Here is a 23,030-nt window from a genome sequence, read left to right on the forward strand (position 1 = left end):
GACGTCACCTTCGCTCTTCGGGACTGTCGTCGACCAGCGACAGCGCCTGGGTGGGGCAGTAGCGGACGGCGAGGCGGGCGGCCTCGAGATCGGTCCCGGGGTCGGCGCGCAGGATTTCCACCTGCCCGGTCTTGGGGACCTGGAAGAGTGCGGGCGCTTCGTCCTGGCAGACGGCGTGCCCCTGGCAGAGATCGAGATCGACGACGAGCCTCACGGCTCCTCCCCCGGTTCGTCGCGCGGGCGCAGCGGGGCCTCCGGCTGCACTTCGACGAGCACCAGATGCGCTCCGCGCGGGGTGGATACGACGGCGGCCACCGCGGCGGCGATATCGGCGGCGCGCAGGAAGTAGGGGTGGCGGGCGAAACCCCATTTCACCCATTCCTCCAGCATGGGACCCACCACTTCGGGTTTCGCCTGCATGCCCATGCCGGTCAGGGTCTGGCCGGGGCGGACGATGGAGGAGCGCACCCCGGTGCCCTCGAGTTCCATGCGCAATTGCCGCGCATAGGCTTCCAGCCCGGTCTTGGCCGCGTTGTAGGCCCCGGCGAACGGGCGTACCCGGTCGGCGCAATCGGAGCCGATGAAGACGAAGTCGCCGCGCTGCCGCTCCACCATGCCGGGCAGCACCCGGTGCGCGAGCCGCTGCGCACCGGTCAGATGCACGTCGATCTGGCTCGCGAACAGCTCCGGGTCCATGGCCCAGCCTGACCCGAACTCGAGGTCGCCCGCACCGGAAACGACGATTTCGCATGCGCCCAGGGCGTTTTCGGCAGCGGTGACGAACTCGTCGACCGAGGCGTTGTCGGTGACGTCCAGCCGGTGCGCGAACGCCTCGCCGCCGTCGGCGCGGATCTTCTCGGCCATGGTTTCGCAGATCTCCACCCGCCGTGCGCCCAGCGCCACGGGATGCCCGAGTTCGGCCAGGGCGATGGCGGTGGCGGCGCCGATCCCGGAGGACGCGCCCGCGATGAGGACCGGCCGCCGGGCCGGATGTGGTTCGAAGCGCGGCATTACCGGACCTCCACCGAGACCGGGAGTTTCGCGAAGCCGCGCACGTTCACCGAGTGCACGCGCTCGCTGCCGGTTTCCCGCAGACCGTAATCCTTTACCCGATACGCGAATTCGCGCAGCACCACCGATGCCTCCAGCCGCGCCAGGTGCGCGCCGAGGCAGAAGTGCACGCCCCGCCCGAAGCTGATCAGCCCGCCCTTGTCGCCGCGTTCGATGTCGTAGCGGTCGGGTTCGTGGAAGACCGCGGCATCGCGATTGGCGGAGCCGACGAGCAGCAGCACCTTCGCGCCCTGCGGAATGGTGCGGCCGTAGTACTCCAGGTCCTCGGCGGCCGTGCGCGCCAGGATCTGACTGGAGGCGTCGAAGCGCAGCGTCTCCTCCACCCAGTCGTCCACCAGTTCCGGATGCGCCGCCACCTTGGCGTACTGCTCGGGATACCGTCCGGCCCAATACAGCGAATTGCCCAGCAGTTTGGTGGTGGTCTCGTTGCCCGCCACCACCATCAGGAACATGAAGCCGAGGATCTCCTCGTCGGCGAGGCGGTCCCCGTCGGCTTCGGCTTCCAGCAGCGCCGAGGTCAGATCGGCGGTCGGCTTGCGGCGGCGTTCGGCGATCATCTCGTGGTAGTAGCCCATCAGGTGGATCGCGGCTTCCATGGCCGCCACCGGCACGTCCAGCACGCCGTCCTCGCGGTGCACCAGCAGATCGGCCATGCGGCGCAGTTCGGCGCGATCGGCCTCGGGGACGCCGAGCAGTTCGGAGATGACGTCCATGGGGACCTTGCCCGCCACATCGTCGATCCAGTCGAAATCGCCACTGGCCAAAGCGGGTTCGAGATAGTGCAGGGTGATCTCACGAATGCGCTCGTGCATCTCGGTGACCCGGCGCGGGGTGAAACCCTGATAGACGAGCTTGCGCAGCCGCAGATGCGCAGGGTCGTCCATGGCCAGGAAGGACATGGTGCGATGCGCGTGCGGGCCCCAGGCGGCGGGGTCCAGCGACACCCCGTTGGCGCTGGAGAGCCGCACATTGTCGCGGAAGCCCGCGGCCACGTCGGCATGCCGCGAGAGCGCCCAGAAATCCAGGCCGGGATTGTGATACACCGGCTGCTCGGCGCGCAGGCGCTGATAGACCGGGTACGGGTCGTCGTGCACGCGGTAGTCGTAGGGGTCGAAGAGCAGCGGCTCGACGGAGGCTGCGGTCATCGTCTCGGCACCTCGTATTCGGTAACGCGTTCATCGGCTCTGACGAACGGCGGGCAGCCGCGAAGGACACGCGGCTGGACACGTGTCTGTACGGTACTAGCGGTGCGCTGAGCTGGCAATGGAATGCGGAATTTGGATTGCCGGCGGGCGGCGCAGCAGCGCCATTCTGAAACATGTTCTTGCGCGTCCGGAAGCTCCGAACTTATAGTCCGTACACGTGTCCGGACAGCATGGGAGCTACCGATGAGCCCGAACGATCTCATCCCTGACGGCGGGTCGGGACTGCTGATCGGAGGCAAACTCGTACCCGGCGGCGACGGTGTGTTCACCACGTCGAATCCGGCCACCGGAGCAGTGCTCGGGTATGCCGCCGACGCCGACGCCGCCGATATGGACGCGGCCATCGCCGCCGCCCGCACCGCCTTCGACGAGACGAGCTGGTCCCGTGATCCCGGATTCCGGGCCGCGTGCCTGCGGCAGCTGCGGGACGCGCTGCGCGGGCATATCGAGGAACTGCGCGAGATCACCATCGCCGAGGCCGGCGCGCCGCGCATGCTGACCGCCGGGCCGCAGCTGGAAGGGCCGGTCGGGGACCTCGGCTATTTCGCGGATCTGGCCGAAAACTATTCGTGGGAAACCGATCTCGGCATCGCCTCGCCCATGGGCATCAAGAGCAGCCGGCGGGTGCGGCGCGAGCCCATCGGGGTGGTGGGGGCGATCACGCCCTGGAACTTCCCGCACCAGATCAATTTCGCCAAGCTCGGGCCCGCGCTGGCGGCGGGCACCACGGTGGTACTCAAGCCCGCGCCCGATACCCCGTGGTGCGCGGCGGCGGTGGGGCGGATCATCGCCGAGGAGACCGATATTCCGGCCGGGGTGGTCAATATCGTCACCTCCGACGATCACGGCCTGGGCGCGCAGCTGGTCACCGATCCGCGGGTGGACATGGTGTCGTTCACCGGGTCCACGCAGACCGGACGGGCCGTGATGGCCGCTGCCGCAGCATCTTTGAAGAAGGTGTTCCTGGAACTGGGCGGCAAATCGGCGTTCATCGTGCTGGACGACGCGGATATCGCGGCGGCGGCGAGCTACGCGGCGTTCGGGGTGTGCGTGCACGCGGGACAGGGGTGTGCGATCAGCACCCGGCTGCTGGTGCCGCGGGCGCGCTACGACGAAGCCGTGCGGGCGGCGGCGCGGACCCTGTCCAATATCAGGCCGGGTGACCCGTCCGAGCCTGGAACCGTGTGCGGGCCTTTGATTTCCGAGCGGCAGCGGGCGCGCGTCGAACGCTATCTGGAGATCGCGCGCGCGGAGGGCGGCACCATCGTCACCGGCGGCGGGCGGCCGGACGGGCTCGACGGCTGGTTCGTCGAGCCGACGCTCATCGCGGGACTGGACAACAGCTCCACCGTGGCCCAGGAGGAGATCTTCGGGCCGGTGCTCGTGGTGGTGCCGCACGACGGCGACGCCGATGCCGTGCGCATCGCCAACGACTCCCCCTACGGCCTGTCCGGATCGGTGTGGGGCGCCGACGCCGAGCGGCTGCGCACCGTGGTGGAGGGCGTGCGGACCGGCACGCTCAGCGTGAACGGCGGCATCTGGTATTCGGCCGACGCGCCTTTCGGCGGCTACAAGCAGTCCGGCATCGGCCGGGAAATGGGCGTCCTCGGCTTCGAGGAATACACCGAGACCAAACTCATCGCGACCGGCTGCTGAAGGAATACGGACATGGCCCGCTTCACCGATAGATCAGTCATCGTCACCGGAGCCGCGCGCGGCATCGGGGCGGAATACGCCCGGGCGCTGGCGGCGGAGGGCGCGAAAGTCGTTGTCGCCGACCTCAACAGCGAACTCGGCGCGGAAGTCGCGAAGCAGATCACCGCGGACGGCGGGACTGCGGTGTTCCACGAAGTGGATGTGGCCTCGCCCGAATCCGCCGCTGCCGTAGCGGAATTCACGGTCTCCGAGTTCGGGGCGATCCATCATCTGGTCAACAATGCCGCCATCTACGGCGATATGAAGCTGGATGTGCTGCTCACGGTGCCGTGGGACTACTACAAGAAGTTCATGGGCGTGAACCTGGACGGGGCGCTGAACATGACGCGCGCCGTGTGGCAGCCGATGGTGAAAGCCGGCGGCGGGTCCATCGTGAACCAGTCCTCCACGGCGGCCTGGCTGTATTCCGGGTTCTACGGGCTGGCGAAGGCCGGAATCAACAGTCTCACCCAGCAATTGGCGCGCGAGCTGGGCGGTTCGAACATCCGGATCAATGCCATCGCGCCCGGTCCGATCGACACCGAGGCCACCCGCAGCATCGTGCCCGAATTCATCGTCGAGAAGATGATGGACCAGCTCGCCATCAAACGCCTGGGCACGCCGGAGGATCTGGTCGGGGCCTGCCTCTACCTGCTGTCCGACGAGGCGCGCTGGGTTACCGGACAAGTATTGAACGTCGACGGGGGGCAAGTTTTCCGGCCATGAGTGAAACAGGCGAATTCTCGGTAGGTTTCATCGGTTTGGGCAATATGGGCGCGCCCATGGCCAATCGATTGCTGGAGTGGCCGGGCGGGCTGGTGGTGTGCGATATGCGCCCCGAGGTCGTGCAGCCGTTCACCGACGGCGGGGCCACCGCGGCGGCCACGGCGGCCGAAGTGGCCGAGCGCTGCGCGGTGGTGTCCGTGGTGGTGCTCGACGATGCCCAGGTGCGGGCGGTGGTGAGCGGGGCGGACGGCATTCTGCAAACCGCGAAGCCCGGCACCGTGATCGCGGTGCACTCCACCATCTCCGATCACACGGCCGTCGAACTGGCGGCCGAATGCGCCGAGCGCGGCGTGGAATTCGTGGACGCGCCGATCAGTGGCGGCGCGCCCGCGGCGCAACGCGGGGCGCTGGCCGTCATGGTCGGCGGCAGCGACACCGCCTTCGCGGCGGTGCGCGCGCCGTTCTCGCGATTCGCGTCGATGATCGTGCACGCGGGCGAGGTCGGGGCCGGTACGCGGATGAAGCTGGCGCGCAACCTTTTGCATTTCATCGCCTTCACCGCGGCCTCGGAATCGCAGCGGCTGGCCGAGGCGGCCGGGCTGGACATCACCGAACTCGGCAAGGTCGTGCGGCATTCCGACTCGCATACCGGCGGGCCCGGGGCGATCATGTTGCGTGACACCACCGCGCCGGTCGAACCCGGCGACTTCTGGTTCCCGATCCTCGGCCACGTGCGGGATCTGGGCGAGAAGGATCTCAGCCTGGCGCTGGACCTCGGCCGGCGGCTGGGCATCGAATTGCCGTTGGCCGCACAGGCGCTCGACGGTCTCGGAAACGGGCTCGGCGTGGGGCCGGGTCATCTCGCCAAGGAGCAGCAGTGACCGATGAACGCAGGCAGCGCGGGCTGAAGAAGATGAGCGAGGTCTACGGGTTCGAACTGCCCGACCTCCAAGGGGATCCGTTCTACGAGGTCACCGTCGATCATCTCTTCGCCGACATCTGGAACCGGCCCGGGCTGTCGTTGCGCGATCGGCGGCTGCTGCTGCTCGGCGCGATCACGGCGCAGGGCAATGCGGAGATCGCCGAGATCCAGGTGGGTGCGGCGCTGCGCAACAACGAACTCGACGCCGAGCAATTGCGCGAGATCGCGGTGTTCCTCGCGCACTACGTGGGCTGGCCCTCGGCCACCAAGCTCGACGGCGCGGTCCGCAAAGTGCTGGCCAAGAAGAAGTCTTAGTCCAAGGGGTTCGGGGGCGAAGCCCCTGAGAGCCCGAGAGTTGTTTCCAACCGCAGTTAGGAATTCGGATCAATGGCTGAAACCGCTACCTTGCGACCGCTCCGGGTCGGTGAGGTCCAGACCTGGGACCTCGAGGCCGATGTGGTCGTCGTCGGATACGGCGTCGCCGGAGCGTGCGCCGCCATCGAAGCGGCCCGGGCGGGCGCCGACGTGCTCGTACTGGAACGCACCGGCGGCTGGGGCGGTGCGGCCGCCATGTCCGGCGGGTTCATCTACCTCGGTGGCGGTACCGCCCTGCAGAAGAAGCTCGGCTTCTCCGACACCCCGGAGAACATGGAGAAGTTCCTGACCGCGGCGCTGGGTCCCGGCGTGGACAAGGCCAAGATCCACGACTACTGCCAGGGCAGTGTGGAGCACTTCGATTGGCTTGTCGCCCAGGGTGTTCCGTTCAACGAAGTGTTCTGGGGCGAACCCGGTTACGAACCGCCCGCCGACGAGGGCCTGATGTTCTCCGGCGGCGAGAACGCCGCGCCCTTCAACACCATCGCCGATCCCGCCCCGCGCGGGCACCTGGCCTGGACCAAGGACAAGAAGCTGGGCGAGAAGGGCGGTGGCTACATGTTGATGGAGCCGCTCGCCCAGACCGCCGAATCCCTCGGCGTCCGGCACGAATACGACGTGCGCCTGCGCCGCCTGGTCGTCGACGACGACGGGCGCGTGGTCGGCGTCGCCGCCACCCGCTACGGTAAGCCGGTGCTGGTGCGGGCGCACCGCGGCGTCGTGCTGGCCACCGGCAGCTTCGCCTACAACCACGAAATGGTGGAGCGCTACGCGCCCAAGATTTCCGGCCGGCCCGCCGCCACCGTCGAGGAACACGACGGCATCGGCATCCGGGTGGCGCAGGCGCTCGGCGCGGACCTCGCGCACATGGACGCCACCGAGGTCGCGCTGGTCGCCGACCCGCAGGTGGTGGTGCGCGGGATCCTGGTGAACGGGCACGGTCAGCGGTTCATCACCGAGGACACCTATCCCGGGCGCATGGGGCAGGCCATCCTGCAGGAGCAGGGCAACAAGGCGTACCTGATCATCGACGAGGGAGCCCTGGAAGCGGCGTTCGAGACCAAGTCCTCCATGTCCTTCCTGCGCATCGCCCCCACCTGGGTCGCGGAGACGGTCGAGGAACTCGAGAGCGAGATGGGCCTGCCCGCGAAGACTCTCCAGACCACCCTGGACCTCTACAACCACCATGCCGCCAATGGCGAGGACCCCTTTCAGCACAAGAAGCCGGAATGGGTGAAGCCCATCGGCACCCCGCTCGGCGCCTACGATCTGCGCGGCTACACCGGCGGTTTCACCCTCGGCGGCCTGCGCACCGATCTGGACTCGCGGGTGCTGCACGTCTCCGGCGAACCCATCCCCGGCCTGTACGCCGCCGGCCGCGTCACCTCCGGAATCTGCGCGGGCGGCTACGCCTCGGGCTGCTCGCTCGGTGACGGATCCTTCTACGGACGCCGCGCCGGCGTCTCCGCTGCCAAACAGAACTGAAAGGGGCCACCGCACATGCGTTTCGGCATCGTCCAATTCACCAGCGACCGCGGCATCACCCCCGCCGCGGCCGCCAAAGCCGCCGAGGAGCGCGGCTTCGAATCCTTCTTCGTGCCCGAGCACACCCACATCCCGGTCAAGCGCGAAGCCAACCATCCGGGCACCGGTACCTCGGAACTGCCCGACGACCGCTACATGCGCACCCTGGACCCGTGGGTGGCGCTGGCCACCGCGGCCGCGGTCACCTCGCGCATCGAATTGTCCACGGCGGTGGCGCTGCCCACCGAGAGCGACCCGATCACCCTCGCCAAGACCATCGCGACCCTCGACCACCTCTCGGGCGGCCGAGTCACCCTGGGCGCCGGATTCGGCTGGAACACCGACGAACTCACCGACCACGGCGTACCCGGCAACAAGCGCCGCACCGTGCTGCGCGAATACGTCGAAGCCATGCAGGCCCTGTGGACCCAGGAAGAGGCTTCCTACACAGGCGATTTCGTCTCCTTCGGCCCCAGCTGGGCCTGGCCCAAGCCGGTCCAGTCCCACATCCCGATCCTCATCGGCGCCGGCGGCACCGAAACCACCTTCAAGTGGATCGCCCGCTCCGGCGACGGCTGGATCACCACCCCCCAGGAATCCGACGTCTCCGCCTCCACCGCCCTGCTCATGAAGCACTGGAACGACGCCGGCCGCGAAGGCACCCCCCGCGTGGTCGCCCTCGGCTTCAAACCCGATGCGGGACAACTCGAGAACTGGGCCGAAGCGGGCGTCACCGACGTCCTCTACGGCATGCCCGACAAGGACGAGCCCGAAGTCCTCGCCTACCTGGACCGCCTGGCAGCGAAACTCGTCCCACTGGGCCTGTCCGCCTGAATCGTCCACGGTCCCGCCGCTGTCGGCGGGACCGGATACGCTCACCCGGTGGGGTGGAGTGCTCGCCGAACGATTCCCGCCCGGCGAAACCCTGGCGGTGCGTTTCGGTTCCGACGCCTTCGACGTACAGACGGGTGACCGGGTGATCTCCCATATTCGTGCGGTCGTGCCCGGATTGGGCGATGCCGCGGACGCACCCGACGCCGGACTGCAGCCGCTGCCGCCGGTGGCCTCGCTCGAAGCTCCGGCCGCCGTCCTCACGGTCACACCGGAGGTCTGGGAGCGGCTGAATCGTTCGACAACCCAAAAATGGACGCGCGGTTCAGTACTCGTGGTCTCCATTCCCTCGGTGTTGTATCTCGCGCTGCTCTGGCTGATTCGAGGTACGCAGGCGGCGATGATCGGCACGGCGGTCGTTGCGCTCCTACTCGGAGCCGGACTGCTCGTCAGAGGCCGGAATCGCCGGCGACATCCGAGCACGTGGACCTACGATCTGCCGGTCGGCAGCACCATGGAGGCCGGGTTCGGGCCCGAAGAGGCAGAGATCGTCTTTGGCCTGCAACGCTTCCGGCGACGGTACGACCTCGGTTTCGCGGTCGGGGCCGAGGAGAACGATGGCCTGGTCCGCCTCGGGTCGGAGGTCTATCCGCGCGAACTGTTCCCGGACGAGGTCGTCGACTTCATCCTCGGCGTCGAATCCGCCGCCTGAGTGGGCCAGGCAAACTCACTCTGGGAGATCGACCGATAGCGCGGCCACTCCGCGCGGCCTGTCAGTTGCAGGCGGCGGTGCGTTGCAGGATGCGGAGGGATTCGACTGCGGTCAGTTCGCGGTATTTGCCGGAAACCGTTGCGCGATCGTAGATCTGGTCAGCGGGTGCGTTGCCGCCGGGAGTGACGCCGTGGATCGCTAGCAGACCGCCGCCCGCGATCCAGTGTGCCCAGTTGTCGTAGTCGCGCTGGACGGCTTCGCCGGGGAGCGCGCCGTCGATGAGGAGCAGGCGGAGGGGGGTGCGCCAGGAGGCGGGGTCGGCCGTCGCGGGGTCGGTGAGGAGGAGGCCGGTGGCGGCGTAGGTGCGGGCGGCTTCGAGGAGGGCTGCGGATTCGGCCGCGGACAGTGCGGGGAGTTGTCCGGCGAGTGCGGACAATTCGGGGGCATTGCCGGAAAGGGGGGCCGGGGGCATTCGAAAGCCTTTCTGGAGCATTCTCATTGATGCGGAAATAGCATTGGTGAGTTGCTCGGCGGGTTTGGTCATAGTAGCATCTGGACACGTGTCTGATTCCAATTCCGCCCGGTCAGTGGTGAGCATGGAGGCCACTCGGCGGCGGCTTACCGAGAAGCAGGCGGATACCGTCGAGAAGTTGACCCGCGCCGCCATGGAGGTGTTGTCGCGGGAAGGGTTCGCGGGGCTGACCGTGCGGATGGTGGCGGCTGCCGCCGGGGTGGGCACGGCCACCGCGTACACCTACTTCTCGAGTAAGGAACACCTGGTAGCGGAGATGTTCTGGCGGCGGCTGGCCGGGAATCCGCCGCCGGAGGCCGACGGGCTGGACAGTACTGCGCGGGTGGTGGCGGTGCTGCGGCAGGTCGCCATGCTGGTCGCCGATGATCCGGCGCTGGCGGGGGCGGTGACCAGCGCGCTGCTGGGGACCGATCCGGATGTGGCGCATCTGCGGTTGCGGATCGGCACCGAGATCCGGAGCCGGCTGGTGGACGCGCTCGGCGCGGACGCGGATCCGGCATTGGTGGATACGCTCGAAATGCTCTACGCGGGCGCCATGTTGCGGGCGGGGATCGGATACGGGTCGTACGCCGAAATTGCCGATCGGCTGGAGAAAGCCGCGCGGCAGGTCCTGCCGGAGTGAATTGCGCACCGGGTGAATCCGGTGCGCGCGAAGATTTCTCGTTTCGATGAAAAGCCTTGCCGGGCAATGACACCCGTAGTACCGTCCAGACAGGTGTCTACTCCAGTGCGGGAGGTTTCCGATGACCCTGGTCAAGCCGCGGCAGGTATCGGGTGGCGAACATGAACACGGCCATCTCGAGGAGTTCCGGACCGACCCCATCGCCCTGATGGCGCGGGTCCGGGCGGAATGCGGGGATGTCGGGTCGTTCCGGCTGGCACAGCGCGAAGTGGTGCTGCTGTCCGGGGCGCAGGCCAACGAGTTCTTCTTCCGCGCGGCCGACGAGGATCTGGACCAGGCGGCGGCCTACCCGTTCATGAAGCCGATCTTCGGGGAGGGCGTGGTCTTCGACGCGCCGCCCGAGCGCCGCAAGGAGATGCTGCACAATTCGGCGCTGCGGGCCGAGCAGATGCGTGGGCACGCGAGCACCATTGCGCGCGAAGTGGATCGGATGCTGGCGCGCTGGGGCGCCGCCGGGGAGATCGACCTGCTGGAGTTCTTCGCGGAGCTGACCATCTACACGTCCTCGGCGTGCCTGATCGGCAAGAAGTTCCGGGAGGAGCTGGACGAGCGCTTCGCGCACCTCTATCACGAGCTGGAACGCGGCACGGACGCCTACTGCTACGTGGACCCGAACGCCGATATCGAGAGCTTCCGGCGGCGCGACGAGGCCCGCCGGCAACTGGTGAAGCTGGTGCGGCACATCATGGCCGGACGGCTCGCGAATCCCCCGGGGGACAAGGACGATCGGGACATGCTCGACGTGCTGGTGTCGGTGCGCGACGAGCAGGGCCGCCCGCGTTTCTCGGCCAGCGAGGTCACCGGCATCTTCATCTCCATGATGTTCGCCGGGCACCACACCACCTCCGGCACGGCGGCCTGGACGATCATCGAGCTGCTGCGCAATCCCGAGGTGATGGCCGCCGTCACCGCCGAGCTGGACGCCCTCTACGCCGACGGCGCGGACGTGAGTTTCCATGCGCTGCGCCAGATTCCGCAGCTGGAGGCGGTGCTCAAGGAAGTGCTGCGGCTGCACCCGCCGCTCATCGTCCTGATGCGGGTGGCGCAGGACGAGTTCGACGTGTGCGGCTATCGCATCGCGCCGGGCGATCTGGTGGCCGCGACTCCCGCTGTCTCCAACCGGATTCCGGAGGATTTCCCGAACCCGGACGCCTTCGATCCGGGCCGCTACCTCGATCCGAACCAGGCCGATCTGGTGAACCGCTGGACCTGGATTCCGTTCGGCGCCGGGCGGCATCGCTGCGTCGGCGCGGCCTTCGCGCTGATGCAGCTCAAAGCGATTTTCTCGATCCTGTTGCGGGACTGGGAGTTCGAACTCGCACAGCCATCCGACAGCTACCGCAACGACCATTCCAAGATGGTGGTCCAGCTGGAACAGCCGTGTGCGGTGCGCTATCGGCGTCGCACGCGCTGACCAGAGCGCGCCCGCAGTGCTGACTAGAGCGCGCCCTCGATGGCCGCGATGACGCTCGCGTCCTTCGGCTCGGTGCGCGGCCGGATCCGGCTCAGCACCGTGCCGTCGCGGCCGATCAGGAACTTCTCGAAGTTCCACTGCACGTCCCCGGCCTCACCGGCGGCGTCCGCGACCTGGGTCAGCTCGGCGTACAGCGGATGCCGGTTCTCGCCGTTGACCTCGGTCTTCTCGGTCAGCGGAAAGTCCACACCGTAGGTGGTGGAGCAGAATTCGGCGATCTCCTCGGCGGTGCCGGGCTCCTGGCCGAGGAACTGATTGCTCGGCACGCCCACCACGGTGAAACCGCGCGGCCCATAGGTCTGCTGCAGTTCCACCAGGCCGCCGTACTGCGGGGTCAGACCGCACTTCGAGGCGACATTCACCAGCAGCACCACCTTGTCGCCGGCCAGTTCGGCCAGGGTGGTGGGCTTGTCGTCCAGCGTGCGCAGCGGAATTTCACGAAGGTTAGTCACAATCACGAATTCTAGAACGAGTTCGTGACCGGCACCGGTTCACCCGTAGCGCACCGGCCAATGCTTGATGCCGTTGATCCACCCGTGCCGCAGCCGCTGTGGCGGCGCCACCTCGGCGATATCGGGCATGGCGTCGGCAATGGCATTGAACATGAGCTCGATTTCCAGCCGGGCCAGATTCGCGCCCACACAGAAATGCGGTCCGGTGCCGCCGAATCCGAGCTGCGGATTGGGATCGCGGGTGACGTCGAAGCGGAACGGATCCTCGAAAACGGTGTCGTCGAAGTTGGCGGAACTGTAGAACAATCCCGCCCGCTCCCCTTCCCGGATTTTCTGCCCGCCGATTTCGGTGTCGCACAGCGCGGTTCGCTGGAACGAGGTGACCGGCGTGGCCCAGCGCACGATTTCGTCGGCCACGGTGCGCGGCCGTTCCCGCTTGAACAGCTCCCATTGCTCGGGATGATCCACGAACGCTTTCATGCCGTGCGTGATGGCATTGCGGGTGGTCTCGTTCCCGGCCACCGACAGCAGAATGACGAAGAAGCCGAATTCGTCACTGCCCAGGGCCTCCCCGTCGATATCGGCGTTCACCAGCTGGCTGACGATGTCCCCGGTCGGTTCGGCCCGGCGCTGCTCGGCCATGGTGTACGCGTAGCCCAGCAGCTCGGCATTGGCGGTCATATTGGCCCCGGCGAACTCCGGATCGTCATAGTTGAGCAGCTGATTCGACCACGAGAACAGCTTGTGCCGGTCCTGCTGCGGCACCCCGATCAGTTCCGCGATGGCCTGCAACGGCAATTCGCACGCCACCTGCTCCACGAAATCGCCGCCGCCGCTCGCCCGGGCCTCCGCCACGATCGCCGCCGCGCGTTCGGTGAGCGCCGCCCGCAGATTCTCGATGGCCCGCGGGGTGAATCCCTTGGAGACGATCCGCCGCACCTTGGTGTGTTTGGGCGGATCCATATTCACCAGCAGCGCGTCGAGGGTGAGTTCCATCTGCTCGGGCGCGGAATCGGCGGGCGGCCGGATGATGGATCCCTTGGTGTGTGAGGACCAGATTTCCGGCCTGCGGGATATCTCCTTGACATCCTCGTAGCGCGTTATCGCCCAGTAACCGGAATCGGTGAAGGGCAAAGCGGTTTCGGGGGTTTGCGCGATCCAGAACGCGGGGGCGTTGGCGCGCAGCGCGGCGAACTCCTCGATGGGCACGCGGTCGGCCCAGATCGCGGGATCGGTGAGATCGAATCCGGCCGGAAACGACGGAACAGACACTGTTCCTCCTCGGGCAGGTTGCCGCTATGATCACGAAATTGGAACGTGTTTCACAGTCGATTGAACCACGATGCAGCCCCGGTCGGGACAGGTTTCCGGACACCCATCCCCCGCCGCCGACCCCGGGCGCGCCAGCTAACCGATAGCAGTCTTCTAGAACTCGTTCATGCGCTTCACGGCTGCGCGATATTTGCGCCCGCAAAGGCCCTGAACTTTGATCTTGTGACTGGACATGCCGTCCAGTGTGTGCGCAGACTAGAACTTGTTCTACAGTGATCAGAGGCACACTCGAGGATGAGGTACTGAAATGAGCGCTTCTCCGCGCTACGCGGACGCCACCGAAGCTGATTACGTCGTGATCGGCGCGGGCAGCGCCGGCGCCGTCGTCGCAGGCCGGCTCGCCGAGCGCGGCGAGAGCGTGATCCTGCTGGAGGCCGGCCGCAAGGACGACACCCGGATGGTCACCATGCCGGGTGCAATCAGCATGGTGCACACCGTCCCGCAGCTGAAGAAGCGCGTGACCTGGAAGCAGTACTCCATCCCGCAGAAGCACGCCAACGATCGCAAGATCCCGATGACCCGCGGCAAGGTGCTCGGCGGTTCGAGCTCCGTCAACGGCATGCTCTACGTGCGCGGCAACCGCGCCAACTTCGATTCCTGGGCCGCCGAGGGCAATACGGGCTGGAGCTACGACGAGGTCCTGCCCGCCTACAAGCGGCTGGAGAACTGGCAGGACGGCGCCAACGACGTGCGCGGCGCCGGCGGCCCCATCGAGGTCACCCGCCAGCAGGAGCTGACCCCGATCGCCCAGGAGTTCATGGTCGCGGCGTCGGAGACGCTCGGCGCGCCGATCATCGAGGACTACAACGGCAAGTCGCAGGAAGGCATCTCGATCTTCCAGCAGAGCGTGAAGAACGGTCTGCGCTACAGCTCCTCGCGCGGCTTCATCACCGATATGCCGGACTCCGGCCTGAAGGTGCTCACCCACGTGCACGTCACCCGCGTGGTGATCGAGAACGGCCGCGCCACCGGCGTCGAGATCGCGGAGAAGAACGGCAGCCGCCGCATCGTGCGGGCCGGCAAAGAGGTCATCGTCTCCGGCGGCGTCATCGGCTCGCCGCAGATCCTCATGCTCTCGGGCATCGGCCCGGCCGCGCATCTGCGTGAGCACGGCATCGACGTGGTCGCGGATCTGCCGGTCGGCCAGAACCTGCACGACCACCTGTTCGTGCCGATGACCTACATCTCCAAGAAGGCCATCCACCGCGGCATTCCGACCCACTTCGCCAGCGGCATCCTGCAGGAGCTGCGCCGCCCGGGCAGTTCGTGGATGGGCCGGACGGTGTTCGAGGCGTGCGGCTTCGTCAAGACCAAGTTCGCCGAGGGCGACTACCCGGACATGCAGATCCACACCCTGCCGTGGAGCTACCCGATCCCGAACCAGGACGAGGACAAGCTGCACCTGGTGGACCGCCGGCCCGGCTTCACCATCTTCCCGAGCCTCATCTACCCGAAGAGCCGCGGTGAGCTGAAGCTGGCCTCGAACGACCCGTTCGCCGCGCCGCTCATCGACCCGGGCTACCTGAGCGATCCGCGCGATACCGAATTCCTGGTCGAGGGCATCCGGATGATCCGGGAGATCATGGCGCACAGCAGCATTCGCGCCGACTGGACCGAGGAACTGGCCCCCGGGCCCGCGCTGGAGGACGAGACAGCGCTGCGCCGCGAGCTGCCCAACCGCGTGCACTCGATCTACCACCCGGTAGGCACCTGCCGCATGGGCGTGGACGAGCGCGCCGTGGTGGATCCGACGCTCAAGGTCAACGGCATCGAGGGCCTGCGGGTCGCGGACGCGTCGATCATGCCGAGCATCACCGGCGGCAATACCAATGCGCCGAGCTACCTGATCGGCGAGAAGGCCGCGGAATTCATCTGATCCCGCCGCGCTGAGACTTCGGATGCCGGACCACGACCACCGGCGTCCGGGACCGCCCCGGACCGAAACCCGTTGATCGGTCCGGGGCGGAGCGCTATCCACCACCGGACTCGTTGCAGGACGGTGTGATTCGCCAGGAGACGCCGATGGGTGCGACGACAGCGCTGGGTGCGGCGCTGGTGAGCGAACTGCGTGATCGGTTCGACCGGCGTTCGCCGCTGCCCCGCCGGGCGGCGCAGATCGACGCCGGATATCTGAGCCGGCTGCTCGGGACCCGGATCGAGGCGGTCGAACGGCTGGACGTCACCGCCGGGACCACCGATCGAGCGCGCCTGCGGCTGCACGGCGCGGATTCGTCGCTGCCCGCAACGGCTTTCGTGAAGACCGCGCCGACCGCCGCCGGACCCCGGCTCTTCACACGGCTGGCCGGGCTCGGGCGCAACGAATGCGGGTTCTATCGCGCCGTGCGGCCGGGACTGCGGATCGAGACGCCCGAGGTGCTGGGCATCGACCACGATCCACGGCTGGAACGGTTCACCATCGTCATCGAGGATCTGACCGCCCGCGCGGCGCGTTTCACCGATGCGGCCGCGGACATGAGTCCGGCGGATGCGGCGCTCGTGGTGCGGACGCTGGCCGGATTGCATGCCACGCACTGGGATTCGCCCCGGCTGACCGATACCCGAGCGGGCGGGCTGGGCTGGATCACCACCGGTGCGCGGGACCCGATGCTGCCGCTCATCCGGCGGGCGATGGCGGGCAGCGCCCGGCTGCTGGCGCGCCGGCAGCCCGAACTGCTGCCCCGCGCGGGCGAGCGAATTCTGCGCCGATTCGGCGCCGTGACAGCGGAACTCGACGCCGGACCGCACACCGTGCTGCACGGCGATCCGCACCCGGGCAATGTGTACTTCACCGACGCCGCGGCGGGCCTGCTGGACTGGCAGGTGCTGCGGCGCGGGGACGGCATCCGGGATCTGACGTACTTCCTGGTGTTCGCGCTGTCCACCGAGGACCGGCTGGCGCACACCCCGGAACTGCTCGCGGTCTATCTCGAAGAACTGGCGCGCCGCGGTGGGCCGCGGCAGCATCCGGCCGACGTCCGGCGGCGGCTGCGCGCCCATGCCGCGTACGCCTACGCGAGCATCGCCTTCACCGCCGTGTTCGCCGGACTGCAATCGGACACCATCGCCCGCAGCGGGCTGCGGAAGGCCGCGCGGGCCGTCGAGGACCTCGACACCGCGGCCGCGCTCGCCTGCCTCGCCCCGTGAACCCGGAGGAATCACCCGTGACCACCCTGCCCCTGGACCTGTGGCTCGATGCCCCGCTCGCCGAATCCGCTTCCCGCACCGCCGAATTGCGGGCGCTCGGCGTGGACGGTGTGTTCACGTTCGAAGGCCCGCACGATGTGTTCCTGCCGCTGGGGCCGGCCGCCACGGTCCCCGGGACGGCCATCATGACCAATGTGGCGATGGCCCTGCCGCGCAGTCCGATGCATCTCGCGCACACCGCCTACGATCTGCATCGCCTGTCGGGCGGGCGATTCCGGCTGGGGCTGGGCAGCCAGATCCGGCCGCATATCGAACGGCGGTACGGGACTACATGGTCCGAGCCGGTGGAGCGGATGCGGGACTGCGTCGAGGCGACGCGGGCGATCCTGCGGGCGTGGCAGGACGGCACGCGGCTCGACTACCGCGGGCGGTTCTGGCAGCACACGCTCATGACGCCGCAGTTCGACCCGGGGCCGAATCCCTATGGGCTGCCGCCGATTCTGGTGGGCGCGCTCGGTCCGCGGATGACCGAGATGGCGGCGGCGACGGCGGACGGGCTGCTGGTGATGCCGTTCAATACCGAGCGTCATTTCCGGGAGCGGACGCTGCCGGCGGTGGCGCAGGGGCGGGTGGGCGTCGAGCGGCCGTTCGAGATCATCGTCGAAACCATTGTGGCCATGGGCGATACGGACGAGGAGCTGGCGACCGCCCGGCGCGCGGTGCGGAAGCTGCTGGCCTTCTACGGTTCCACCCCGTCGTATCGGCCGGTGCTGGACGTGGAGGGCTGGGGCGCGCTGCAACCCGAGCTCAACACCCTCTCCAAGCAGGGGCGCTGGCACGAGATGGCCGGGCTGATCGACGATTCGATGGTCGACGCACTGAGCGTGAGCGGCACTCCCGCCCAGTGCGCCGACCTCATCCGGAAACGGTTCGGCGACAGCGCTTCCCGAGTGTGCGCGTACTTCCCCGGCTACGCGCCCGGCGACGGGGCCATCGCGGAACTGTCCGCCGGTCTCAATCGATCATGATCGGCTCGTCCAGCTCGTAGAGGCTGCGGTGCCCGGTCATATCGGTGACCACCAGCCGCGGCAGATTCGGTCCGCTGCCGTGGTAGACGTGCGAAACCGTCGCGGCCTGGGTGGTGGCGTGCGCGCCGTCGCCGAAATACCACTCGTACTGGCGGATGGCCGCGCCGGCGGGGGCGGCGTCGAAACTCACGGTGGTGCCGGGCGGGCCCGCCTGCCGGGAGACGGTGAAGCCCGCGCCGGCAGGCCCACCGCCGCCGAACCATTCGCGCAGGCGGGGGTTCATCAGGAAGGCGTCGGCGTAGGGCCGGGCGTCGGCGAGGCTCAGGTGCGAGACGGCGGGCATCCGGCACTGCGGCGGCAGGTCGCCCAGCGGGGGGCAGGCGAGCAGGCGCAGGGCGAAGGATTCGTCGCCGAGCGGATTGAGCGCGGGCTTGCGTGCCGCGCCGGCCCCGCCGGTGTCCTCGGTGAACAGGCCGTCCGCCGCGACCGCGTAGGGTTCGGGCGCCGCGGCGTTGGCGTCGGTGGCGGCCCGGCGGAACACCTCCGCGGAGGCGCGCACGAATTCCGACCAGCGTTCGCGCAAGCCCGCCGGCGTATCGGTGTCCCCGTCGTGGAAGTAGTTGGCCACCACCACTTTCGGATTGCCCGGCAGGGCGTGCGCGAGTTCGATGGCCTCGCGCATGCCGCGCCCGCCGTAACCGCGGGTGGCGCCGCTGAAGTACGGCACATGGGCCGCCGGATTGGTGTCCTCGGCGCCGATGCCGCCGCATTCGCGCTCCACCGCCGCGGTCAGATCCTCGGTGCCCGGGGTGACGCCGACCGGAATGCCGAAGAAGGGGTCGAGATCGTTCATGCAGCCGTCGAGCAGCACCACATCGAGTCGATAGCCCTGTTCGCCGGCCTCGTCGGCGGCCTGGTGCAGCTGGCAGAACACGTCCGCGACGGCATCGGCGGCGGTCTCGGCGCACTGCGCGCCCTCGGTGCCCGGCGCGTCCAGCAACGCCCCGGATTGCGAATAGTCGTGGACCTGCACGGCCCGGCCGGTCTCCGCGCCCAGCGCCTCGGCGGTCAGGTGGGCGAATTTGCGTTCCAGATCCAGGCCCTGCCCCCAGAGCACCGAATCGCCGATCGAGGCCACGTGCAGCGGGCCGCATTCGCGGGTGACGCGGAAGTTCCAGGGCTTGCCGTAGGCCCCGGCCTGCCCGCCCTGCACTCTGGTGCGGGCGTCCACCCGTAGTCGGCCGTCCCGGGGTAGCTCGTCGCGGCGCAGATCGAACCCGATGGTCACCACGTCATTGGTCACCGCGGTGATGCCGGAGCGAATCGGCTGTTCCCCGGCCAGGATTCGCCATTCCACATCGGATTGCGCGGGCAGGCCCGGCGGTACGTACACGGCGGTGGTTCCGCGTAGCGCGCCGTTGCAGAGCCCGTCCGGCGGGGTGCTGACGTCGATGATCAACGGGTAGTCCGCGGGGAAATCGGCAGCCGCGGGCACCGGCCCGGCCACCGCGATCGCACCCGCGAGGGCCGGCAGCATCACCGCACGACAGCGGGATCGCCACACCTTCACATGCTCCTCCTAGGGAGTTCCGCAACTTGACAGCAGACATAGAAGAGGGCGGCGCGCGCAACAACCCGGCAGCCACGCCGAAATGGCCCAATTTAGTCCGTTCTACCTGCGGATCTGCTAGACAAATGGGATGAAAGCGAGAAATCGCACGCTCACTTTCGCCCACCTGCGCGCCTGGCCGACGGGTGTGCCGTCCGGTCGAATCGCTACCCGTCAGCTACGCCGCCGGTAAGGGGTCGTATGCGTAACGCCTCATTCGTCGACGGCGCGCGGTCGCACCGACCGCACGAGCCGGCGCCGCCCGAGACCGTCGCCGCGCTGCGCGAGAGCACGGCGCGCACAGGATGATCGAGCCCGCCGGACCGCCGGAACAGTGGGTTGCGTTGCGGGCGAAGGATTCCGGGGTTCAGGTTGCCGCCGATGATCCACAATCGGTCCCAGACGAGCTCGGCGTTGTGGCCGCCGGCCCGTCGTCATTGTCGAGTGAGATCACGAAAATGGGCCGCCACCAGCCGGTTTCACATTTGCAAGATCTTGTTAAGGCGGTGCCAAGCGCCGGCCCGCATTGTTGCTGTCAACACCGGAAGGTGTCAGGCCAGGGTCCGGCCCGTCCAACGAGGGGTGTCGGGTCGGACCCAGCAAAAAGCCGACCGGTTCTCGATAAGGGAGGATGCCCTGCCGCGAAGGGGGCGGCAGGACATTCGTTACCGATCTTGCGCCGTCATAACCTGGCCGAGGTCCCACTCGGCGGCGCATCATGGATGGTAAGTGCGCCACGGAGATTGGGAGTTCACGATGGAAACGGTGGTCGTCTTCGTGCTGGCTTGCCTGTTCTACTGGTGGGGCCTGCTCTGACCTCGCCGCTCCGGCGTACCGCGCTGCGCCACCGCCAGTAGCGCGTCGGCGATCCGGCGGCAGAACTCGTCTTCGGCCTCGGTGCCGTGCGTGAGCGCCCGGATCATGGTCGCGCCGCGCAGGAACTCGAAAACCGCCTCGGCATCGCAGTCCGGGGCCGCCTGACCGGCCGCCGCCGCGGCGTCCAGCAGTTCGCGCAGCGCCTCCACGGTGGGGCGTTCCCCGCGATCGAGCAGTCTGCGGTAGCTCTCCGCGTCGTCGTGGTACTCCGAGAGCAGCCCCGGAATGGCCGAGCGGGCCGCCGGATGGGCGGCCGCCGACAGGAACAGCCGGGTCCAGGCCAGCAGATCGGCCGCCAGATCACCGCTGGGGACCGGGTGGTTACCGGTGCCGAGGGCGAAGATCGCGTCCTCCACCAGGGCGCGTTTGCCCGGCCAGCGGCGGTAGATCGAAGTGGTGACGACCCCGGCCCGGCGCGCCACCGCGGCAATGGTGGTGGCCTGATATCCGTCGCTGACCAGCAGTTCCTGGGTCGCGGCCAGCACCTGGGCATCGAGCTGCGGGTCACGCGGGCGACCCGGGCCGGGCCGATTCCCCACGGATGCGGTCACGGATCTCTCCTTCGGGTCGCCGGAAGTTTTTTCCTGAAACAGGTTACAACTCCGCCATGTTTGAAATACGCTACGGCCCGTATTCTAATTCACTGCTCCACCGAGAGGCCCGGTCGATGTTGACGCCCCAGGACGAACTCCTCTGCCATCAGCTGCCCACCACGTTCGATCACGTTCAGCAGAGCGATCTGCGCTGGACCGAGCGCGTCGTGCTGTACGGCTTCGACACCACCGGCACGGTGAGCGTGATGACCGGCATGGCGCGGTACCCGAACCGGAATGTCAGCGACGCGTATGCGATGATCACCATCGGCGGCAAGACGGCGCACGTGGTGCGGCTGTCCCGCGAAATCGGCGGGCGCTACGACGGATTGAGCTCCTGGCAGGTCGGGCCTTACAAGTACGAGATCGTCGAACCGCTGCGCAAGGTGCGCGCCACCCTCGATGACAACGAGTCCGGTATCAAGCTGCAACTCGACTTCGAAGGCGAATTCCCCGCCTACGAGCAGGAACCCGCATTCTTCCGGACCCGCGGCCGGGTACGCGAGGACGCGCGGCGGTACTACCAGAACGGCCGGATCAGCGGCTGGGTCGAGGCCGACGGCGTGCGGTACGAGATCGATCCGGAGACCTGGTGGTTCGGGCGCGATCACTCCTGGGGCACCCGGCACGGCGGTGGCGGCGGCAGCCTCGGCGAGGGAGATCACCTGCAGCCCAGCGAGATTCCCGACGGCGTCCTCTACTACATGGGGATCTTCCAATTCGAGGACGAGCTGGTGCATTTCGCGCAGCGCGAGACCGCGGACGGGCAGCGCTGGCACTTCGAGGGCACGGTGCTGCCCAAGCTGGACTCCGGCCGGGCGGCGGTACCTGTCGTCGACGCCACGCACGACCTGACCTTCCGCGACGACTTCCGCATCGTGAGCGGCGGCAGTTTCACCGTGCGGGCCGCCGACGGCAGCGATCGGGAGTTCACCATCACGCCGGTGTCGGATTTCTGGCCGGGCATCGCGGGGTACGACACCTATCGCGGGTACGGCTCGGGCATGTGGCGCGGTGAGCAGTGGATGGATCACTTCACCGTCGACCTCACCGATGTCGCCGACCTGAAGCAGGCCAGCATGCTCAGCGAGACCTTCTGCCGCATCGAAACCGCGGGCAAGGTCGGGTACGGGCTGGTCGAAATGGTGTTCCTGGGCCGCAATGCCCGGTACGGCTACCAGGGGTACTGAATGAACGGCACCCGGCTGCCCGCCGAACACCTGCCCACCGCGCTCGAACCCGAACTGCGGCACCGGCTCCCCGGCTCCGGGAAGGCGCGCATCAGCGAATTCGCGCGCACGACAAGGGGGTTCGCGACCGAGACCTACCTGTTCGAGATCGAGGACGAATACGGCCGGCTGCCGATGGTCATGCGGCGGCCCCCGGAAATGTCACTGTTCCCGGATTACGACCTGCTCCGGCAGGTGCTGGTCATGCAGAGGCTGGCGCAGACCGCCATCCCGGTGCCGGTCGTGGCGTGGCTGGAGCGCGGCGAAAACGCTTTGGGCAGTCCGTATTTCGTGATGAATCGGCTCGAAGGCGAAGCGCCCAGCGACTATCCGTCGTATCACGCGGCAGGCAACTACTTCGAGGCCACACCGCAACAGCGGCAGCGCATGTGGTGGGGGTGTATCGACACCATCGCCGATATCCACGCGCTGGACTGGCGGGCACTCGAGCTGGACTTCCTCACTCTCGCCCGGCACGGCGGCGACGGCCCGGTCGCACACCTGGTCAACTACCTCGACGCGGCGCTGAGCTGGGCCACCGGCGGAGAGCAGCCCGAGACGTACCGGCGGGCCATCGCCCATCTGCGGGAGCACGTGTACCAGCCGCAGCACGTCGCCCTGTGCTGGGGCGACGCGCGGATGTCGAACATCCTGTACGACAAGGACTTCCGGGTCAGCGGCGTACTCGACTGGGAGATCGCCTATCTGGGCGATCACGAGGCGGATCTGGCCTGGATGCTGTTCCTGGACTGGGCCAGCAGCGAATTCGAGGGCCATGCCCCGTTGCCCGGCACGCCGTCGCGGGCCGAGACCATCGCGTACTACGAGCGGCGGACCGGAATGCCGGTGCGCAACCTGCGGTACAACGAGATCCTCGCCGCCGTACTGCTCTCGGTTCCCCTGCTGCGCATGGCCAATCGCGTCCAGCTGCCGCCGGAGATGAACATCACCGGCTTCTGTACCACCCGAATCGAGCAGCTCCTGGGCTAGCCCCGCCCATGCTGCTCCGGTCCGGCCG

The 23,030-nt window shown here is 68.0% G+C and carries 22 protein-coding genes; 14 read left to right on the top strand and 8 right to left on the bottom strand.

Annotated features, from left to right (window positions below; translation table 11 throughout):
* Window positions 1–4 precede the first annotated feature (4 nt).
* The 3 genes from LTV02_RS29780 to LTV02_RS29790 are packed head-to-tail and all read right to left on the bottom strand — an operon-like array spanning window position 5 to window position 2,216.
* Complete coding sequence (locus LTV02_RS29780; RefSeq protein WP_233035113.1) at window positions 5–214, bottom strand: ferredoxin; 210 nt, start codon at window positions 212–214, stop codon at window positions 5–7.
* Complete coding sequence (locus tag LTV02_RS29785; protein ID WP_233035114.1) at window positions 211–1,011, bottom strand: SDR family oxidoreductase; 801 nt, start codon at window positions 1,009–1,011, stop codon at window positions 211–213. Before LTV02_RS29785 ends, LTV02_RS29780 begins: the two co-directional genes overlap by 4 nt.
* Window positions 1,011–2,216 carry a cytochrome P450 gene (locus tag LTV02_RS29790; RefSeq protein WP_233035115.1) on the bottom strand — a complete coding sequence of 402 codons (1,206 nt, stop codon included), beginning with the start codon at window positions 2,214–2,216 and terminating at the stop codon, window positions 1,011–1,013. Before LTV02_RS29790 ends, LTV02_RS29785 begins: the two co-directional genes overlap by 1 nt.
* Window positions 2,217–2,459: 243 nt before the next feature.
* On the opposite strand from LTV02_RS29790, the gene LTV02_RS29795 reads away from it, so the two are divergent.
* The 7 genes from LTV02_RS29795 to LTV02_RS29825 all read left to right on the top strand — a co-directional run bounded on the left by LTV02_RS29795 (window position 2,460) and on the right by LTV02_RS29825 (window position 9,061).
* Window positions 2,460–3,932 (top strand): aldehyde dehydrogenase, encoded by a 1,473-nt coding sequence (locus LTV02_RS29795; protein WP_233035116.1) that lies wholly within the window; start codon window positions 2,460–2,462, stop codon window positions 3,930–3,932.
* A 12-nt stretch (window positions 3,933–3,944) separates the two neighbouring features.
* Window positions 3,945–4,697, top strand: a complete 753-nt coding sequence (locus LTV02_RS29800; protein WP_233035117.1) for an SDR family oxidoreductase — start codon at window positions 3,945–3,947, stop codon at window positions 4,695–4,697.
* The gene (locus LTV02_RS29805; protein WP_233035118.1) at window positions 4,694–5,578 is read left to right on the top strand and encodes an NAD(P)-dependent oxidoreductase; all 885 of its coding nucleotides are present in this window, start codon (window positions 4,694–4,696) and stop codon (window positions 5,576–5,578) included. Before LTV02_RS29800 ends, LTV02_RS29805 begins: the two co-directional genes overlap by 4 nt.
* Complete coding sequence (locus LTV02_RS29810; protein WP_233035119.1) at window positions 5,575–5,934, top strand: carboxymuconolactone decarboxylase family protein; 360 nt, start codon at window positions 5,575–5,577, stop codon at window positions 5,932–5,934. Before LTV02_RS29805 ends, LTV02_RS29810 begins: the two co-directional genes overlap by 4 nt.
* Window positions 5,935–6,006: 72 nt before the next feature.
* A complete protein-coding gene (locus LTV02_RS29815; protein WP_233035120.1) occupies window positions 6,007–7,479 on the top strand; it encodes an FAD-dependent oxidoreductase in 1,473 nt (490 codons plus the stop codon).
* Between the two features lie 15 nt (window positions 7,480–7,494).
* Window positions 7,495–8,352 carry an LLM class F420-dependent oxidoreductase gene (locus LTV02_RS29820; RefSeq protein ID WP_233035121.1) on the top strand — a complete coding sequence of 286 codons (858 nt, stop codon included), beginning with the start codon at window positions 7,495–7,497 and terminating at the stop codon, window positions 8,350–8,352.
* A 58-nt stretch (window positions 8,353–8,410) separates the two neighbouring features.
* Complete coding sequence (locus LTV02_RS29825) at window positions 8,411–9,061, top strand: hypothetical protein (RefSeq protein WP_233035122.1); 651 nt, start codon at window positions 8,411–8,413, stop codon at window positions 9,059–9,061.
* Window positions 9,062–9,122: 61 nt separating this feature from the next.
* On the opposite strand, the gene LTV02_RS29830 is transcribed toward LTV02_RS29825, so the two are convergent.
* A complete protein-coding gene (locus tag LTV02_RS29830; protein ID WP_233035123.1) occupies window positions 9,123–9,533 on the bottom strand; it encodes a class I SAM-dependent methyltransferase in 411 nt (136 codons plus the stop codon).
* Between the two features lie 118 nt (window positions 9,534–9,651).
* Between LTV02_RS29830 and LTV02_RS29835 the strand changes: the two genes are divergently transcribed.
* Window positions 9,652–10,215 carry a TetR/AcrR family transcriptional regulator gene (locus tag LTV02_RS29835; RefSeq protein WP_067718992.1) on the top strand — a complete coding sequence of 188 codons (564 nt, stop codon included), beginning with the start codon at window positions 9,652–9,654 and terminating at the stop codon, window positions 10,213–10,215.
* 121 nt (window positions 10,216–10,336) lie between these two features.
* Entirely contained in the window at window positions 10,337–11,689 is a 1,353-nt protein-coding gene (locus LTV02_RS29840; protein ID WP_233035124.1) for a cytochrome P450, read from the top strand.
* Window positions 11,690–11,712: 23 nt separating this feature from the next.
* Here the strand turns inward: LTV02_RS29840 and LTV02_RS29845 are convergent, their stop codons facing one another.
* Window positions 11,713–12,177: a glutathione peroxidase gene (locus tag LTV02_RS29845; RefSeq protein WP_084535361.1), complete on the bottom strand. Its 465-nt coding sequence runs from the start codon at window positions 12,175–12,177 to the stop codon at window positions 11,713–11,715.
* 63 nt (window positions 12,178–12,240) lie between these two features.
* Complete coding sequence (locus tag LTV02_RS29850; protein WP_067718479.1) at window positions 12,241–13,473, bottom strand: cytochrome P450; 1,233 nt, start codon at window positions 13,471–13,473, stop codon at window positions 12,241–12,243.
* Between the two features lie 307 nt (window positions 13,474–13,780).
* Here LTV02_RS29850 and LTV02_RS29855 point away from each other — a divergent pair, with 307 nt between their 5' ends.
* The 3 genes from LTV02_RS29855 (at window position 13,781) to LTV02_RS29865 (ending at window position 17,705) form a co-directional block, all read left to right on the top strand.
* Entirely contained in the window at window positions 13,781–15,409 is a 1,629-nt protein-coding gene (locus LTV02_RS29855; RefSeq protein ID WP_067718476.1) for a GMC family oxidoreductase, read from the top strand.
* Window positions 15,410–15,555: 146 nt separating this feature from the next.
* A complete protein-coding gene (locus LTV02_RS29860) occupies window positions 15,556–16,677 on the top strand; it encodes an ecdysteroid 22-kinase family protein (RefSeq protein WP_233035125.1) in 1,122 nt (373 codons plus the stop codon).
* A 26-nt stretch (window positions 16,678–16,703) separates the two neighbouring features.
* Window positions 16,704–17,705, top strand: a complete 1,002-nt coding sequence (locus tag LTV02_RS29865) for a TIGR03617 family F420-dependent LLM class oxidoreductase (RefSeq protein ID WP_233041748.1) — start codon at window positions 16,704–16,706, stop codon at window positions 17,703–17,705.
* Here LTV02_RS29865 and LTV02_RS29870 read toward each other — a convergent pair.
* The gene (locus LTV02_RS29870) at window positions 17,692–19,242 is read right to left on the bottom strand and encodes a PKD domain-containing protein (protein WP_233035126.1); all 1,551 of its coding nucleotides are present in this window, start codon (window positions 19,240–19,242) and stop codon (window positions 17,692–17,694) included. The two genes, LTV02_RS29865 and LTV02_RS29870, sit on opposite strands and share 14 nt — an antisense overlap.
* 866 nt (window positions 19,243–20,108) lie before the next feature.
* Entirely contained in the window at window positions 20,109–20,741 is a 633-nt protein-coding gene (locus LTV02_RS29875) for a TetR/AcrR family transcriptional regulator (protein WP_233035127.1), read from the bottom strand.
* 116 nt (window positions 20,742–20,857) lie between these two features.
* Here LTV02_RS29875 and LTV02_RS29880 point away from each other — a divergent pair, with 116 nt between their 5' ends.
* Both LTV02_RS29880 and LTV02_RS29885 read left to right on the top strand, forming a co-directional pair.
* Entirely contained in the window at window positions 20,858–21,973 is a 1,116-nt protein-coding gene (locus tag LTV02_RS29880) for a hypothetical protein (protein WP_233035128.1), read from the top strand.
* Window positions 21,974–23,002, top strand: coding sequence for a phosphotransferase family protein (locus LTV02_RS29885; protein ID WP_233035129.1), 1,029 nt, complete (start codon window positions 21,974–21,976; stop codon window positions 23,000–23,002). It abuts the gene before it with no gap.
* The last annotated feature ends 28 nt before the right edge of the window (window positions 23,003–23,030 follow it).

Source organism: Nocardia yamanashiensis (genome assembly GCF_021183565.1).
GTDB lineage: Bacteria > Actinomycetota > Actinomycetes > Mycobacteriales > Mycobacteriaceae > Nocardia > Nocardia yamanashiensis.

Excerpts from the sequence above, each read along its gene's own strand:
- LTV02_RS29840 (WP_233035124.1), top strand. The coding sequence starts at position 10,337 with ATGACCCTGGTCAAGCCGCGGCAGGTATCGGGTGGCGAACATGAACAC.
- LTV02_RS29795 (WP_233035116.1), top strand. The coding sequence starts at position 2,460 with ATGAGCCCGAACGATCTCATCCCTGACGGCGGGTCGGGACTGCTGATC.
- LTV02_RS29785 (WP_233035114.1), bottom strand. The coding sequence starts at position 1,011 with ATGCCGCGCTTCGAACCACATCCGGCCCGGCGGCCGGTCCTCATCGCG.
- LTV02_RS29790 (WP_233035115.1), bottom strand. The coding sequence starts at position 2,216 with ATGACCGCAGCCTCCGTCGAGCCGCTGCTCTTCGACCCCTACGACTAC.
- LTV02_RS29880 (WP_233035128.1), top strand. The coding sequence starts at position 20,858 with ATGTTGACGCCCCAGGACGAACTCCTCTGCCATCAGCTGCCCACCACG.
- LTV02_RS29860 (WP_233035125.1), top strand. The coding sequence starts at position 15,556 with ATGGGTGCGACGACAGCGCTGGGTGCGGCGCTGGTGAGCGAACTGCGT.
- LTV02_RS29800 (WP_233035117.1), top strand. The coding sequence starts at position 3,945 with ATGGCCCGCTTCACCGATAGATCAGTCATCGTCACCGGAGCCGCGCGC.
- LTV02_RS29830 (WP_233035123.1), bottom strand. The coding sequence starts at position 9,533 with ATGCCCCCGGCCCCCCTTTCCGGCAATGCCCCCGAATTGTCCGCACTC.
- LTV02_RS29815 (WP_233035120.1), top strand. The coding sequence starts at position 6,007 with ATGGCTGAAACCGCTACCTTGCGACCGCTCCGGGTCGGTGAGGTCCAG.
- LTV02_RS29805 (WP_233035118.1), top strand. The coding sequence starts at position 4,694 with ATGAGTGAAACAGGCGAATTCTCGGTAGGTTTCATCGGTTTGGGCAAT.
- LTV02_RS29820 (WP_233035121.1), top strand. The coding sequence starts at position 7,495 with ATGCGTTTCGGCATCGTCCAATTCACCAGCGACCGCGGCATCACCCCC.
- LTV02_RS29855 (WP_067718476.1), top strand. The coding sequence starts at position 13,781 with ATGAGCGCTTCTCCGCGCTACGCGGACGCCACCGAAGCTGATTACGTC.
- LTV02_RS29885 (WP_233035129.1), top strand. The coding sequence starts at position 21,974 with ATGAACGGCACCCGGCTGCCCGCCGAACACCTGCCCACCGCGCTCGAA.
- LTV02_RS29870 (WP_233035126.1), bottom strand. The coding sequence starts at position 19,242 with ATGCTGCCGGCCCTCGCGGGTGCGATCGCGGTGGCCGGGCCGGTGCCC.